13 protein-coding genes and 1 pseudogene are annotated in these 15,932 nt (G+C 55.0%); 10 read left to right on the top strand and 4 right to left on the bottom strand.

The window, feature by feature from the left end:
• Window positions 1-115 (top strand): annotated as a pseudogene (locus ACZAHD_RS16540) (elongation factor P-like protein YeiP); the annotation flags it as partial.
• A 118-nt stretch (window positions 116-233) separates the two neighbouring features.
• Here ACZAHD_RS16540 and uxuA read toward each other — a convergent pair.
• Window positions 234-1,424 carry a mannonate dehydratase gene (gene uxuA, locus ACZAHD_RS16535; protein ID WP_462457738.1) on the bottom strand — a complete coding sequence of 397 codons (1,191 nt, stop codon included), beginning with the start codon at window positions 1,422-1,424 and terminating at the stop codon, window positions 234-236.
• A gap of 206 nt (window positions 1,425-1,630) precedes the next feature.
• On the opposite strand from uxuA, the gene ACZAHD_RS16530 reads away from it, so the two are divergent.
• From ACZAHD_RS16530 to yejF, 9 genes are all read left to right on the top strand, one after another.
• On the top strand, window positions 1,631-3,097 hold the full coding sequence (locus ACZAHD_RS16530) for a mannitol dehydrogenase family protein (protein WP_462457737.1): 1,467 nt from the start codon (window positions 1,631-1,633) through the stop codon (window positions 3,095-3,097).
• A gap of 121 nt (window positions 3,098-3,218) precedes the next feature.
• Entirely contained in the window at window positions 3,219-4,196 is a 978-nt protein-coding gene (locus ACZAHD_RS16525) for a CobW family GTP-binding protein (protein ID WP_462457736.1), read from the top strand.
• 42 nt (window positions 4,197-4,238) lie between these two features.
• A complete protein-coding gene (locus tag ACZAHD_RS16520; protein WP_462457735.1) occupies window positions 4,239-4,946 on the top strand; it encodes a phosphatase PAP2 family protein in 708 nt (235 codons plus the stop codon).
• 425 nt (window positions 4,947-5,371) lie between these two features.
• Entirely contained in the window at window positions 5,372-5,944 is a 573-nt protein-coding gene (gene mepS, locus ACZAHD_RS16515; protein ID WP_462457734.1) for a bifunctional murein DD-endopeptidase/murein LD-carboxypeptidase, read from the top strand.
• Between the two features lie 187 nt (window positions 5,945-6,131).
• Window positions 6,132-7,694, top strand: a complete 1,563-nt coding sequence (locus tag ACZAHD_RS16510) for a cyclic di-GMP phosphodiesterase (protein ID WP_462457733.1) — start codon at window positions 6,132-6,134, stop codon at window positions 7,692-7,694.
• Between the two features lie 42 nt (window positions 7,695-7,736).
• On the top strand, window positions 7,737-9,542 hold the full coding sequence (locus tag ACZAHD_RS16505; RefSeq protein WP_462457732.1) for an extracellular solute-binding protein: 1,806 nt from the start codon (window positions 7,737-7,739) through the stop codon (window positions 9,540-9,542).
• A 9-nt stretch (window positions 9,543-9,551) separates the two neighbouring features.
• Window positions 9,552-10,646 carry a microcin C ABC transporter permease YejB gene (locus tag ACZAHD_RS16500; RefSeq protein ID WP_462457731.1) on the top strand — a complete coding sequence of 365 codons (1,095 nt, stop codon included), beginning with the start codon at window positions 9,552-9,554 and terminating at the stop codon, window positions 10,644-10,646.
• The gene (locus ACZAHD_RS16495) at window positions 10,646-11,671 is read left to right on the top strand and encodes a microcin C ABC transporter permease (protein ID WP_462457730.1); all 1,026 of its coding nucleotides are present in this window, start codon (window positions 10,646-10,648) and stop codon (window positions 11,669-11,671) included. Before ACZAHD_RS16500 ends, ACZAHD_RS16495 begins: the two co-directional genes overlap by 1 nt.
• A gap of 1 nt (window position 11,672) precedes the next feature.
• Window positions 11,673-13,262, top strand: a complete 1,590-nt coding sequence (yejF, locus tag ACZAHD_RS16490) for a microcin C ABC transporter ATP-binding protein YejF (protein ID WP_462457729.1) — start codon at window positions 11,673-11,675, stop codon at window positions 13,260-13,262.
• A gap of 3 nt (window positions 13,263-13,265) precedes the next feature.
• Here yejF and ACZAHD_RS16485 read toward each other — a convergent pair whose 3' ends face one another.
• The 3 genes from ACZAHD_RS16485 to rsuA all read right to left on the bottom strand — a co-directional run bounded on the left by ACZAHD_RS16485 (window position 13,266) and on the right by rsuA (window position 15,856).
• Complete coding sequence (locus ACZAHD_RS16485; protein WP_462457728.1) at window positions 13,266-13,610, bottom strand: YejG family protein; 345 nt, start codon at window positions 13,608-13,610, stop codon at window positions 13,266-13,268.
• Window positions 13,611-13,943: 333 nt separating this feature from the next.
• Window positions 13,944-15,140, bottom strand: coding sequence for a Bcr/CflA family multidrug efflux MFS transporter (locus ACZAHD_RS16480; RefSeq protein ID WP_462457727.1), 1,197 nt, complete (start codon window positions 15,138-15,140; stop codon window positions 13,944-13,946).
• Window positions 15,137-15,856 (bottom strand): 16S rRNA pseudouridine(516) synthase RsuA, encoded by a 720-nt coding sequence (gene rsuA / locus ACZAHD_RS16475; RefSeq protein WP_462457726.1) that lies wholly within the window; start codon window positions 15,854-15,856, stop codon window positions 15,137-15,139. The genes ACZAHD_RS16480 and rsuA overlap by 4 nt, the downstream gene beginning before the upstream one ends.
• Window positions 15,857-15,932 lie beyond the last annotated feature (76 nt).

Here is a 15,932-nt window from a genome sequence, read left to right as displayed (position 1 = left end):
CAAACCGGCGACCATGAGCACCGGTCTGGTGATTCAGGTTCCGGAATACCTGACCACTGGCGAGAAAATTCGTATCCATATCGAAGAAAGCCGCTACATGGGTCGCGCAGACTAATATCGCGTCGTGTCGGATAAGGGTGGCAACGCCCCGTCCAGGCCGCCCGTCGTATGAGCCGGGCAGTAAGACAAAAAAGGACAGCCTCAGGCTGTCCTTTTACTTTCCGCCGCCAGAATTACAGCAGTTCCGGATACTTCGTCATCTTCAGCGCCAGCTCAACGCCGCGTACTTCCGCCATCCCCTTCAGACGACCAATCGCCGAATAGCCCGGGTTAGTTTTCTTACGCAGATCGTCCAGCATCTGGTGCCCATGGTCCGGACGGAACGGAATTGGACGCAGATCGCCCGCGTGCTTACGGCGCAGTTCTTCGCTCAGAATCGCATCTACCACCGCCACCATATTGACGTCACCGGTCAGGTGCGCCGCTTCGTGGAACGTTTTTGGGTTCTCTTCGCGGCAGGTCGAACGCAGATGAGTAAAGTGGATCCTGTCGCCGAAGGTTTCGACCATTTTCACCAGATCGTTATCGGCTCGCACGCCGTAAGAACCGGTGCACATCGTAAAACCGTTGTTGATACTGTCCACGGTCTCTTTCAGCCACTGCATGTCTTCGATGGTCGAAACGATACGCGGCAGACCGAGGATCGGACGCGGCGGATCGTCCGGGTGTACGGCCAGCCGTACGCCAACCTCTTCGCATACCGGTACGATAGCGCGCAAGAAGACGGCCATGTTCTCACGCAGCTGCGCTTTACTAATATGGTCATATTCAGCCAGGCGCGTACGAAACTGTTCGAGGGTATAGCCCTCTTCTGCGCCCGGTAAACCGGCAATAATGTTGCGGGTCAGCTTTTCAATATCCGCTTCGCTCATCGCCGCAAAGTAAGCCTGAGCGTGGCGCTGCTCTTCCGCACTGTAATCCGCCTCAGCACCAGGGCGCTTCAGGATATGTAACTCAAAAGCGGCAAACGCGATTTGGTCAAAACGCAATGCTTTCGAACCGTCCGGCAGCAGGTACTCAAGGTCGGTGCGTGTCCAGTCGAGAATTGGCATGAAGTTATAGCAGACGGTATCAATCCCACAGGCCGCCAGGTTACGAATGCTCTGCTGGTAGTTGGCGATCCAGGTCGCACACTGCCCGCTCTGGGTCTTGATCTCTTCGTGTACCGGGATACTTTCCACGACCGACCACGTCAACCCTTTTTCCGCCAGCAGCGCCTGACGCTGTTTAATTTCGTCAACCGGCCAGACCTGACCGTTAGGAATATAGTGCAATGCCGTGACCACACCCGTCGCGCCAGCCTGCCGTACATCATCAAGCGACACCGGATCGTTCGGTCCATACCAACGCCAGGTTTGTTCCATCGCTATGCCCTCTTAAAGTTGTTATACCAATAATACAAAATTCAATGATGACTACCATACAGGCTTCTCGACAGGGATCAATTTGTCCCGCTAAATTGATTGATCCAGCTCACACTAAGCGGATAAATACGGCTCACCAATTTAATTTGCTGTCATATAACTTTACACTGATATTGTTAATCATTGGTTAATCAGGTGTGTAAAGAATGACAACTATTGCTACCGCTACGCTGCCAGAAAGCGTGCAGCGTCCTCAGTACGATCGCAGCCAACTGCGCTCGCGTATTGTGCACTTTGGCTTCGGGGCGTTTCATCGCGCGCATCAGGCCCTGCTCACCGATCGGGTGCTGAACGCCAGCGGTGGAGACTGGGGGATCTGTGAAATTAGCCTGTTCAGCGGCGATCGGCTGATGAGCCAGCTCCGTCAGCAGGACCACCTGTTCACCGTGCTGGAAAAAGGCGCGCAAGGTAACCAGCCGATTGTCGTGGGCGCCGTTCACGAATGTCTGAATGCAAAGCTGGACTCTCTGCCCGCGATCATTGAAAAATTATGCGAACCGCAGGTGGCCATTGTCTCGCTGACCATTACGGAGAAAGGCTACTGCATCGATCCCGCCAGCGGAACGCTGGACCTGACGCAACCGCGCATTATTCACGATCTGGAAAATCCCGCATTGCCGCAGTCGGTACCGGGGATTCTGGTCGAAGCCCTGTCTCGCCGCCGCGAGCGACGCCTGCCACCGTTTACGGTCCTCTCCTGCGATAATATTCCTGATAACGGTCACGTGGTCAAAAATGCGGTTCTGGGCATGGCGGAAAAACGCGCACCCGAACTGGCACAGTGGATTGCTGAACATGTCAGTTTTCCTGGCACCATGGTTGACCGTATCGTACCCGCCGCTACCGATGAGTCGTTGGCTGAAATCAGCGCCGCGCTCGGCGTCGAAGATCCTTGCGCCATCAGCTGTGAGCCATTTATTCAGTGGGTCATCGAGGATAACTTCGTGGCGGGCCGCCCGGCATGGGAAACCGCCGGTGCCCAGATGACCGATAACGTGTTGCCCTGGGAGCAGATGAAGCTGCGGATGCTCAACGGCAGCCACTCCTTCCTTGCCTGGCTCGGCTACCTTGCCGGCAATGCGTATATCAGTGACTGCATGCAGGACGAGGTGCTGCGCAGCGCCACTCGCCGGCTGATGCTCGACGAACAAGCCCCGACGCTCGCTATCGAAGGCGTCAATCTGACGCACTATGCCGATAGCCTGATCGCGCGCTTTAGCAATCCAGCGCTCAAACATCGCACCTGGCAGATAGCGATGGACGGCAGTCAGAAACTTCCGCAGCGTATGCTTGATGGTATTCGCGTTCACCTGCAACGCGGTAGCCCTTGGCCGTTGCTGGCGCTTGGCGTGGCGGGCTGGATGCGCTACGTCAGCGGTAGAGATGATGCCGGTCAACCTATTGATATTCGCGACCCGCTGAGCGAGAAGATTCAGGCTCTGGTTGCCGGCAGCCGCGATGAGGAACGCGTCGGCGCCCTGCTTTCACTGGAAGAAATCTTTGGTCGCGATCTGCCGCGCAATACGCTGTTTGTCGATAACATCACCGCCGCCTGGCGTCAGCTTTCTGCTGTCGGTGCCCGCCAGGCCATCGCCAACGTGGCCGGAATTTAACAATTGCTGCTTTTTAGCGGACAGAATTCTTTTCTGTCCGCCCTGGCCCTTCTCTTTTCCCCTTTTTTTCGTCAGGATAGCCCCAACTGTTACAACATTACATTTGTATCCTGGAGAAAATGTGACCAAAACAAACTTGATCACGGGGTTTCTCGGCAGCGGTAAAACGACCTCGATTCTTCATCTGCTGGCCCACAAGCCTGCAGATGAAAAATGGGCCGTACTGGTTAATGAGTTTGGCGAAGTGGGTATCGATGGCGCTTTGCTGGCCGATAGCGGCGCACTACTCAAAGAAATTCCCGGCGGCTGTATGTGCTGCGTCAACGGACTGCCGATGCAGGTTGGGTTGAATACCCTGCTGCGGCAGGGGAAGCCGGATCGGCTGCTGATTGAGCCTACCGGGCTTGGCCATCCCAAACAAATTCTCGATATTCTGACCGCCGCCGTCTACGAGCCGTGGATCGATCTTCGCGCCACCCTGTGTGTGCTGGATCCCCGCCAACTGCTGGACAGTAAAGTGATGGCGAACGATAACTTCCGCGATCAGCTGGCGGCGGCCGACGTCATTATCAGCAATAAAATGGACCGGATGACGGCAGAAAGCGAACTGGCCTTTGACACCTGGTGGCAGGAGCATGCGGGCGAACGTCTGCATATTCTCACGACCCATGGCAACATCGACCTGGCGCTGCTGGATTTACCGCGTCTGAATCGGGCCCCACTGCCGGAAAGTGCCGCACATGCGCACAGCCACGGGCAGAAAAAAGGTCTGGGTGCGCTCAGTCTGCCGGCCCATCAGCGCTGGCGCCGGAGCCTCAACAGTGGTCAGGGCTATCAGGCCTGTGGCTGGATTTTTGATGCCGATACAACGTTTGATACGATTGGCCTGCTTGAGTGGGCTCGTCTTGCGCCGGTTGCCCGCGTCAAGGGCGTGATGCGTATCGCGGAAGGTCTGGTACGCATCAACCGTCAGGGACTTGATCTGCATATTGAAACCCAAAACGTTGCGCCACCGGACAGTCGTATTGAGCTGATCACCGAATCCGAAGCAGACTGGAATGCGTTACAAGCCTCTTTGTTGAAACTTCGTTTAAGTTAAGGCGGGTATGTTTCCCGCCGTTTTACACAACTCGCAACTGTTATGATTAAAAACCGAATTCCCCTGATCCTGCTGCTTAACGCTGCGGGCTTTGCCCTCTTTTTTTCGTGGTATTTGCCCGCGAATCATGGTTTCTGGTTGCCGCTGGATTCCGCCATTTTCCACTTCTTTAACCAGGGTGTGGGAAAGAGTCAGGCCTACGCCTGGCTGCTGGCTATCATCAATAACCGGGCTTTCGACGCCTGCTCTTTGCTGGCAATGGGCGCCCTGATGCTGAGCTTCTGGTTGAAAGAGCAAAGCGCCGGTCGCCGTCGGATCATCATTATCGGCCTGGTCATGCTGCTTTTCGCGGTGGTCATTAATCAACTGGCGCAACATCTGATGCCGGTTAAACGCGCCAGCCCTTCGCTCACGTTCAGCGAGATTGTTAAAGTAAGCGATGTTGTCGCCTTCCCGACCAAAGATGCATCGAAAGACAGTTTCCCCGGCGATCACGGCATGATGCTGCTGATCTTCGCCACCTTCATGTGGCGCTATTTTGGCCGTCGGGTATTTGCTATTGCGCTGGCTATTTTTGTTGTTTTCGCTTTTCCGCGGGTCATGATTGGCGCTCACTGGTTTACCGATATTGCCGTTGGTTCATTGACCGCCGTACTCATTGGCATCCCCTGGGTGCTGATGACGCCGTTAAGTGACATATTGATCGCCTGGTTTAACCGTTCGCTTCCTGGCGGCGCGGGTAAAATTTAATCTCTTCCTTACATATTATTAACTATATCCATAAGGGATCGTTCTCGGTCCCTTTTTTATTTGCCGGTTTTTTTATCGTCCACGTCATCTTTCTGTCACATTAATCATCTTACAAATGAATGAATTGCATATTTTTCACCCATCTCTGCCGCTATTTTGTGCTTTCCCGATGATTCACTTTTAGATGCACAATTTCTTATAAGAAATCTCGCGAAACCGCTCGCCATCCCACGTTTGATAGGGTACTCTCGATCTCGTTTTGCCTTTCCAGTAAGGTCAATCCGGCTCAAAAATAAATTTGTGCGGTATCCCACAAATTTAGGTTTAAGGAATTGTCTCATTGCTGACAGGTATTTAGGCTCTAGCACGTTTGGCATTTTTTATAACGACTTTGTCGTTAAGGACAACAAGGGAAAACAAACAATATGGTCAAATCTCAGCCGATTTTGAGATATATCTTGCGGGTTGTGCCCGCGATAGCAGTGGCAGTTTTGCTCTCTGCCTGTAGTTCGACAAGTAGTACCGCAAAGAATATGCATTCTGAGACGCATGCTGTGGGTAGTGGCGATTTATCATCACTGCAAGCCTCTCAGGATGAATTTGAAAAGATGGTCAACAATCTGGACGTTAAGTCCCGTTTGATGGATCAGTATGCTAGCTGGAAAGGCGTGCGTTACCGCCTCGGCGGCAGCACTCGCAAAGGCATTGATTGTTCCGCTTTTGTGCAGCGTACTTTCCGTGAACAATTTGGTCTGGAACTGCCCCGCTCCACTTCTGAGCAGCAGGATTCTGGCCGGTCCATTTCACGCTCTCAACTGCGTACTGGCGATTTAGTTCTGTTCCGGGCGGGTTCCACCGGTCGCCACGTCGGTATCTATATCGGCAACGATCAGTTCGTCCATGCATCCACCAGCAGCGGTGTGACCATCTCCAGCATGAACGAGCCATACTGGAAAAAGCGCTATAACGAAGCGCGACGAGTTCTGAGCCGCTCGTAATCCTTTCTGTCGTCAGTTATCCCTTGGCTGACGGGCGGAACAAAAAAACACTGCTGCGGCGGTGTTTTTTTTTGCCTGTTTACATATGAATGCCGCAATATAAGCTATCCCTTGTAATGGCGATAGAGAAAACGTGTTCTATCAACCCATTGGTACAACTCATTAACACGGACCGACTATATAGCCTATGCTTACCCGTTACCTGTCACCCCGGCGTAATATCTGGCTGACCAGCATAATCATCGGAGTGATCGTCGCCCTGCTGGCCGGAAGCATTCAGGTTATGGTGATTCACCATAACCGGTCTGAACGTTTTGACAGTATCATCGACAACGTCAACGCCTACCTGAGTGAATACTTCAGCGAGCTCGAGAAGACCATGACGGACCTGCAGCCGCTGGTCGATCAAAAATGTGAAAATATTGCGTCAGGCCTGACCGCACGAGCGGCTTTTAGCCCAAACGTGCGCGCGATTTTGCTGGTGAAAGATGGTGTCGCCTTTTGCTCCTCCGCCACCGGCTCCATGGACACACCTCTGGTACAGCTCATCCCTCATCTCGATACCCATAAAGCGGTCGATATGCAGCTTCTGCCGGGGACGCCAATGATGCCGAAGAATGCCGCACTGGCGATGTGGCTACGCAACCCGCACGGCGGTGACGATGGCGTTTTCGTCTCAATCAATACCAACCTGACACCCTATATTCTTTTTTCCACCCGCCAGAACGATTTCAACAGCATCGCGCTGGTTGTCAACAATACCGCTCTCTCTACTCTGACCAACAGCCTTACCGATCTGCAGAGCCTGCCCGCAGAGCCCATCCGACAGGTACAAATCAAAGGACTGCCGCTGAAGGTTTATCTCTATGCCAACAGCTGGTTATCGGAAAATACGCAGTTTGTGCTGCTGCTGGGGGTAGTATGCGGCCTGCTGGCTGGACTGGTGAGTTACTATGTACTGGCGCTAAAGTCCGATCCGCGTAAGGCCATTCTGCTGGGGATCAAAAACCATCAGTTCTATATTGTCTATCAGCCGGTCGTGAAGGCCGATACCCTGGGCATTAGCGGTATTGAGGTGCTGATGCGCTGGCGCCATCCGGTAGCCGGGGAAATCCCGCCGGACGTGTTTATTAACCTGGCTGAAACGCAACAAGTGATTATCCCGCTCACTCATCATTTATTAGCACTGATCGCCCGTGACGCGCCAGCATTGCAAAAAATTCTGCCTGTAGGCTGCAAGCTGGGGCTGAATATCTCACCGGCCCATCTGCACGCCGACGAATTTCAGGATGACCTTCAGCAATTCGTGGCATCCATGCCCGCCAACCACTTCAATGTGGTTCTTGAAATTACCGAACGTGCGATGATCGATAAAAACAAGTCGCTGGCCATCTTTGACTGGCTGCATGAGCAGGGATTAGAGATTGCGATTGACGATTTTGGAACCGGACATAGTGCGCTTATCTATCTCGAGCGTTATAAATTTGACTATCTGAAAATCGATCGCGGCTTTGTGCAAGCTATCGGGACCGAGACCGTCACCTCACCGGTGCTGGATGCGGTACTGACGCTGAGCCGCCGCCTGCAGCTCATGACCGTTGCGGAAGGGGTCGAAACGCCGGAACAGGCGGAGTGGTTACGCAAACATGGCGTAAACTTCCTGCAGGGCTATTGGCTGAGCCGTCCGCTGCCGCTGGAAGAGCTGATCGCGGCACATGACGAACCGGCAAAATATTTTTCCGCCCGGTAACGGTCCTTGATGATGCCTGCCACAGAGGATATGAATCTGGCTATGTTTGCGCGAATCTGCCTGCTATTACTGACCCTGCTCAGCCTGAATAGTCAGGCGCAAACCATAAAAGAGGGCAGCACTTTTGCCATCATTGGCGAACCGAAATACGCCGTCGGCTTTGACCATTTCGACTATGCCAATCCCAGGGCCCCGAAAGGGGGAACGATCGTGAATGCCACCATTGGCACCTTCGACAACTTCAACCGCTATGCGCTGCGCGGCAATCCGGGAGTGGGTACCGACGCCCTGTACGACACGCTGTTTACCACCTCCGATGATGAACCGGGAAGCTATTATCCACTCATTGCCGCACACACGCGCTACGCCGATGATTTCTCGTGGATGGAGATAACCCTCAACCCGCACGCCCGCTTTCATGATGGCAGCCCGATTACCGCCAGCGATGTTGCCTTCACCTTCCACAAATTTATGACTGAAGGGGTACCGCAGTTCCGTTTGTTCTACAAGGGAACCCGCGTCGAGGCCATTGCGCCGCGCACCGTACGCATTACACTGGCGCAGCCGGGCAAGGAGAACATGCTGAGTCTGCTCTCTCTGCCGGTGATGCCGGAGGCATTCTGGCGTCACCATAAGCTCAGCGACCCGCTCTCCACCCCGCCGCTGGCCAGCGGCCCCTATCGGATTACCGACTGGCGGATGGGCCAGTACATCACCTACTCGCGGGTGAAAGACTACTGGGCCGCCGACCTGCCGGTGAACCGCGGACGCTGGAATTTCGACACACTGCGCTACGACTACTACCTTGATGATAATGTCGCCTTTGAAGCCTTTAAGGCCGGCGCCGTTGACCGGCGCGCAGAGACGATGGCCAAAAACTGGTCGACCCGCTATGTCGGGCGCAATTTTACCCGCGGCTATATCGTCAAAGATGAGTACCCGAACACCTCGGCGCAGGATACCCAATGGCTGGCATTCAATATCCAGCGCCCGGTGTTTAATGACCGCCAGGTCCGTGAAGCCATCACCCTCGCCTTCGATTTCGAGTGGATGAACAAGGCGCTATTTTATGGCGCCTACAGCCGGGCCAGCAGCTACTTTCAGAATACCGAATATGCGGCGCGTCACGCGCCCGATGCCGAGGAGCTCGCCCTGCTGACGCCAATGAAAGCCGATCTGCCGCCGGAGGTCTTCACCTCCGTCTATCAACCGCCGCGTTCCCGCGGCGATGGTTTCGATCGCGCAAATCTGCTGCAGGCGGATGCGCTGCTTCAGCAGGCGGGTTGGGTGCTGAAAAACCAGCGCCGGATCAACGCCGTCACCGGCAAGCCGCTGCGCTTTGAACTGCTGCTGCCCTCCGGGGGCAACGATCGCTGGGTGCTGCCGTTCCAGCATAATCTCCAGCGCCTCGGTATTACGATGGATATTCGCCAGGTTGATAACTCGCAGTACAGTAACCGCCGGCGCAGTCGTGACTACGATATGATGCCCATCGTCTGGCGTGCGACACCCTGGCCCGGAACCGATCTGCAAATCTCCTGGGATTCGGCATATATTCACTCCAGCTACAATGCGCCCGGAGTTCAGAGCCCAGTCGTGGACAAACTGATTGCGCAGATCATCCGCTGGCAGGGTAATAAGCAGAAGCTCCTGCCTCTGGGTCGCGCGCTGGACCGGGTGCTTACCTGGAACTATTACATGCTGCCGATGTGGTATATGGCGCAGGACAGGACGGCGTACTGGGATAAATTCTCCTTCCCACAGACGCGTCCAGTCTACTCATCCGGATTTGATACCTGGTGGTATGACGTGAACAAAGCGGCAAAACTGCCCGCGGACAAACGGTAAGGAATAACGATGGGCGCATACCTGATCCGCCGGTTGTTGCTGATAATCCCCACGCTGTGGGCGATCATTACGATCAACTTTTTCATTGTCCAGATAGCCCCGGGCGGTCCGGTCGATCAGGCCATCGCCGCCATTGAGTTTGGCAACCGCGGCGGCTTACCGGGCGCCGGAGAAAACGGTATGGCTGCCAGCCATGCCCGTACCGGCGTCGGCAACATCAGCGAAGGTCATTATCGCGGCGGGCGCGGTCTCGATCCGGAAGTGATTGCCGAAATCACCCACCGCTACGGCTTTGATAAACCGCTCCACGAACGCTACCTGAAAATGCTCGGCGACTATCTGCGCTTCGATTTTGGCGACAGCCTTTTCCGCAGCGCATCGGTGTTGCAGTTGATCAAAAACAGCATGCCGGTCTCCATCACCCTGGGGCTGTGGAGTACGCTGATTATCTACCTCGTCTCGATTCCACTCGGCATTCGCAAAGCAGTCCATAACGGCAGTCAGTTTGATATCTGGAGCAGTACGCTGATCATTATTGGCTACGCCATCCCGGCCTTTCTGTTCGCCATTATTCTGATCGTGCTCTTCGCGGGGGGCAGCTATCTGGACCTGTTTCCACTGCGCGGGCTGGTGTCAGCCAATTTCGAAAGCCTGACGTGGTATCAGAAAATCCTCGATTACCTCTGGCATATTACGCTGCCGGTACTGGCGACGGTCATCGGCGGTTTTGCGGCACTCACCATGCTGACCAAGAACAGCTTTCTTGATGAGATCCGCAAGCAATATGTCGTGACCGCGCGCGCCAAAGGGGTAGGCGAAAAACAAATTTTATGGGGCCACGTTTTTCGCAATGCCATGCTGCTGGTGATCGCCGGTTTCCCGGCGATGTTTATCAGCATGTTTTTCACCGGTTCCTTGCTGATTGAGGTGATGTTTTCCCTCAACGGCCTGGGGCTGCTGGGCTATGAGGCGACCGTTTCCCGTGATTACCCGGTGATGTTCGGCACGCTGTATATTTTTACGCTGATCGGCCTGTTGCTGAATATTGTCAGCGATATCTGCTACACGCTGGTCGATCCGCGTATTGATTTTGAGGGCCGCTGATGACTTTTCTGAGTCCCGTGAATCAGGACCGCTGGGCGCGTTTTCGTCACAACCGCCGCGGCTATCTGTCGCTGTGGCTGTTTATGATGCTTTTCGTGGCCAGCCTGTGCGCCGAGTTGATTGCCAATGACCGTCCGCTGCTGGTGCAGTATCGCGGCAGTCTGTACGTTCCGGCATTGAAAAATTATAGCGAGACGACCTTTGGCGGCCCATTTGCTACCGCCGCCGACTACCAGGATCCGTGGTTACAAAAGCAACTGGATGATAACGGCTGGGTACTGTGGGCGCCGATCCGTTTTGGCGCCACTACCATCGACTTTGCCACCCAAGCGCCCTTCCCTTCCCCCCCTTCGACGAGAAACTGGCTGGGCACCGATGCCAACGGCGGCGATGTCCTGGCCCGTATTTTATACGGTACGCGGATATCGATTCTGTTCGGCCTGCTGCTGACCTTTTTCTCCAGCGTGCTGGGGGTGCTGGCGGGCGCTATTCAGGGGTACTACGGCGGCAAGATTGATCTGTGGGGTCAGCGGTTTATCGAGGTGTGGTCAGGGATGCCAACCCTGTTCCTGATTATTTTGCTCTCAAGCGTCGTTCAGCCGGGCTTCTGGTGGCTGCTGGCCATTACAGTACTGTTCGGCTGGATGGCGCTGGTCGGCGTGGTGCGCGCGGAATTCCTGCGCACTCGTAACTATGATTACATTCGCGCGGCGCAGGCGCTGGGGGTCAGCGACCGCCATATCATTTTCCGCCACATGCTGCCGAACGCCATGGTTGCGACCCTGACCTTCTTACCGTTTATTCTGTGCAGTTCAATCACCACCCTGACTTCACTGGATTTTCTCGGCTTCGGCCTGCCGTTAGGTTCACCCTCGCTGGGTGAACTGCTGCTGCAAGGGAAAAACAATTTGCAGGCGCCGTGGCTGGGCATCGCCGCCTTTCTGTCGGTCGCGGTGCTGTTATCGCTGTTAATTTTCATTGGTGAAGCCGTCCGCGACGCCTTCGACCCCGGTAAGGCGGTATAACATGACGCAGCCTTTGTTAGAGATAGACAACCTCTCCATCGCCTTCCGCCAGCAGGGGAAAACGCATACCGTCGTCAGCGAGCTGTCCCTGGCGATTCACGGCGGAGAAACCCTGGCGCTGGTCGGTGAATCCGGCTCCGGTAAAAGCGTCTCTGCGCTCTCGGTGCTACGGCTGCTCCCCTCTCCGCCGGTCTGCTACCCTGGCGGAGACATTCGCTTTCACGGTCAGTCGCTGCTCCACGCCGATGAACGCATGCTAAGTAAGGTGCGCGGCAACCGTATCGCGATGATTTTTCAGGAACCGATGGTGTCGCTCAATCCTCTGCATACGCTGGAAAAGCAACTGTATGAAGTGCTGTCTTTGCATCGCGGCATGCGCAAAGAGGCCGCGCGCGGCGAGATCCTTAACTGTCTGGAACGGGTCGGTATCCGTGATGCGATACGCCGGCTGGCGGACTACCCGCATCAGTTTTCCGGCGGTGAACGCCAGCGGATCATGATTGCCATGGCGCTGCTCACCCGGCCGGAACTGCTGATTGCCGACGAACCCACTACCGCGCTGGACGTGACCGTGCAGGCGCAGATCCTGAAGTTGTTACGCGAACTGAAAGACGAGCTGAATATGGGGCTGCTGTTTATTACCCATAACTTAAGCATTGTCCGTCAGCTCGCCGACCGCGTGGCGGTGATGCAAAACGGCCGCTGCGTCGAACAAAACGCCTGTCGGACGCTTTTCACCGCCCCCGAGCACCCTTATACCCGCCGACTGCTGGACAGCGACCCCTCCGGCAGCCCGGTACCGCTGGCCGCCGATGCGCCGCTGCTGCTAAAAGCCGTCGATCTGAGCGTCGCCTTCCCGGTTCGTAAAGGGATCCTCCGCCGGGTGGTGGATAGTAACCGGGTGGTCAATGCGCTGAATTTCCAGCTGCGCGCCGGGGAAACCCTGGGCCTGGTGGGCGAGTCGGGATCGGGGAAAAGCACCACCGGGCTGGCGCTGCTGCGCCTGATAGCTTCCGAAGGGACGATCGTCTTTGAGGGGCAAGCGCTGCAGGGACGTAGCCGCCGGCAGATGCTGCCGCTGCGCCGCCAGATGCAGATAGTCTTCCAGGATCCCAACTCATCGCTGAATCCCCGTTTGAACGTGCTGCAGATTATTGAAGAAGGCCTGCGCGTCCACCAGCCAACGTTAACGCCTGCTGCGCGTGAACAAGCGGTGATACAGGTGATGCAAGAGGTGGGGCTCGACCCGCAAACGCGGCATCGCTATCCGGCTGAGTTTTCCGGCGGCCAGCGTCAACGTATTGTGATTGCCCGGGCGCTGATCGTGAAGCCCCAGCTTATCGTGCTGGATGAACCTACGTCATCGCTGGACAAGACCGTCCAGGCACAAATTCTGGCTTTGCTGAAAGCGTTACAGCAAAAACATCGGCTGGCTTATATTTTTATCAGCCATGATTTACGCGTAGTGCGGACGTTGTGTCATCAGGTGATCGTGTTACGACAGGGAGAAGTCATTGAGCAAGGGGAATGCGAACGCGTTTTTACCGCTCCACAGCAGGTATATACCCGCCAGCTTCTGGCACTGGGCTGACGGTCAGAATGGGTTGTGGCCAGAGAACGGTTCGGCAATCGCCACGCCGAAATTTTTCAGTCGACAGGTTGCCGCAAACTCGTCCTGTAAATTCACAAACAGGCAAGGTTCCCCTTCACACTCGACGATGGAGCAATCGACTTCGATGTCGCTGAGGGCCTCGCTGAGCTTATACATCACCGGCCACGCTTTCTCCCCGTCCGGGCTGAGCAGCTTCAGCGCAACGAGGCTGTTTTCACTCTCGGCGCCGTTTTGCGGAATCGGTTCAACTCTTGAACCCGCAAAACCGGCCAGCCAGCGATAGCTCTGCGGTAGACGGTGTACGATAGAGAGTTGCTGTGTATTCACTTATTTTCCCCGGAAACAAAATGCTTCACAATAAATTTACATCAATATTAACACATCGTTGACAAATAATCCTGCATCAGCATGGAAAACGTTTACACCCGCATCACGCCAAGGTTAACAACTTATAATCCAGCACCTTATTGTTGCGCTGCAGATACAGATCGGGGCTATATGTACCCGTTTCTGTGATCCAAAACAACTTTTTTATCGCAACATTGCGACTTTTTACACTATTTGATTTTACATAAAAGAAACAAATTACAGAACCGGGAAGCCCATCGCGGTTGATGTGCATCAAAAAAGGGGCGGAAATCGCCCCTTATGGAAGGTATTTTAGCGAGCGATTTTTCGCCGCCGACTGGCGTAGAGGGAGAAAAGGATCGAGCTGCTGGCACAAAATGCGATCGAAATCAGCATCGGCCAGGCGGTAGTAAAGGTCGCCATCGACAGCAGCGCGCCAATAATCGCCCCGATGCCAAAGCGAAAGGTCCCCGCCAGCGATGAGGCGGTGCCCGCCATATGGGGAAACTCATCCAGAATGACCGCCATCGCGTTGGAGGAAACCATCGAAACGCAGCCGACAAAGACTGCAACGCCAACCACCAGCGCCCAGAATCCGACATCCAGCAGCGCGCAGACCACCATCCATACCGCCATCACAAACTGGATCCACAGCCCGGCGCGGAACATGTTCAGCGCGCCGATCCGGCGAACAAAACGGCTGTTTATGATGGTCATGATGAACAAAAAGGCAATGTTCAGCGCAAAATAGTAACCAAAGTGCTGTGGCGAAACATGATTGATATTGATGTAAACAAACGGCCCGGCGCTCAGAAATGAGAACATCCCGGCAAAACTGAAGCCGCTCGCCAGCATATAGCTCAGCACCCGCTTATGACGGAACAAAGTGGCAAAGTTACCCAGCGTGGTACGCAGGCTAAATTTTTGACGCCGTTCAACCGGCAGCGTTTCGCTAATGAAAAAAGCAATCATTGCGGAGGCCAGCAGCGCCGCCAGCGCAAGAATCCAGAAGATCGCGTGCCAGCTGAACCACACCAGCACGGCGCCCCCCACCATCGGCGCAACCAGCGGGGCGATAGTGGTGACCAGCATCACAAACGACATCATGCGCGAAAACTCTTCTTTCGGATAGATATCGCGCATCAGGGCATTGATGACCACGCTCGCCGCCGCGGCCGCCAGACCGTGGAAGAAACGCATGGTAATCAGCATGTCGATAGTCTGCGACAGCGCACAGGCCACCGCAGCCGCCGCAAAAATCAGCGTTCCCCCGAGGATCACCGGCTTACGGCCGATGCTGTCTGCCATCGGGCCATACAACAGTTGGCCCAAAGCAAAGCCCAGAATATAGGTACTGAGCGTCATCTGCGCACTGCCATCCGGCACATTAAACTGCGCCGAAATCACCGGCAGTGCCGGGAGATACATATCGATAGACAGTGGCATCAACATGGCCAGCAGGCCAAGAATAAACACAATCCCCAGTGAAGAATTCTGCTTTGCCGTCACGTTTTACTCCGTGCATGCTGGAGGCCAACGCTGGCGATCTCTTCTTCCGTCAGCGGGCGGTACTCGCCAGGCTCCAGAGATTCATCCAGCATAATGTCGCCAATACGTTCACGATGCAGGCCGACGACGTGGTTACCCACCGCCGCGAACATACGTTTCACCTGATGGTAGCGACCTTCGCTTATCGTCAAGCGAACTTCCGTTGGCGTCAGTACTTCCAGACGCGCAGGTTTCGTCAGATCTTTTTCATTGTGCAGCTGAACGCCTTTAGCAAACTGTTCAGCCGTTTGCGCATCCACCGGATTTTCCAGCGTCACCAGATAGGTTTTCTCGCAGTGATGGCGCGGAGAAGTAATGCGGTGCGACCACTGCCCGTCATCGGTCATCAGCACCAGCCCGGTGGTGTCGATATCCAGTCGACCTGCGGCATGCAGCTTATGCGCGACCGGGACATCGAGGAAATAGAGAATCGTTGGATGATCCGGATCGTCCGTGGAGCAGACGTATCCCTGCGGCTTGTTGAGCATAAAGTAGCGCGGGCCGTTCTGCTGGGTTAGCGTGTTGCCGTCATACTCCACGTCGTGCTCTGGCTGGAGCTTAAACGAAGCATCTTTGACGATTTCGCCGTCTACAAGAACGCGGCTGCTGCGGATTTCACGCCCGGCAATAGCCCGACTGACGCCAAGTTGCTGAGCGATAAACTTATCAAGTCGCATGAGATTTTTTTAGCCTGTAATAATGCTGGAGCGGGCAAGCGCCCGAAAAAGAAGAAATTCGCTGGCTAGTATAACG

The sequence above is a fragment of the Raoultella sp. genome (genome assembly GCF_039594335.1).
GTDB lineage: Bacteria > Pseudomonadota > Gammaproteobacteria > Enterobacterales > Enterobacteriaceae > Klebsiella.
Note: the sequence above shows the minus strand (reverse complement) of the source record. Positions and strands in the feature narration are given on the sequence as shown.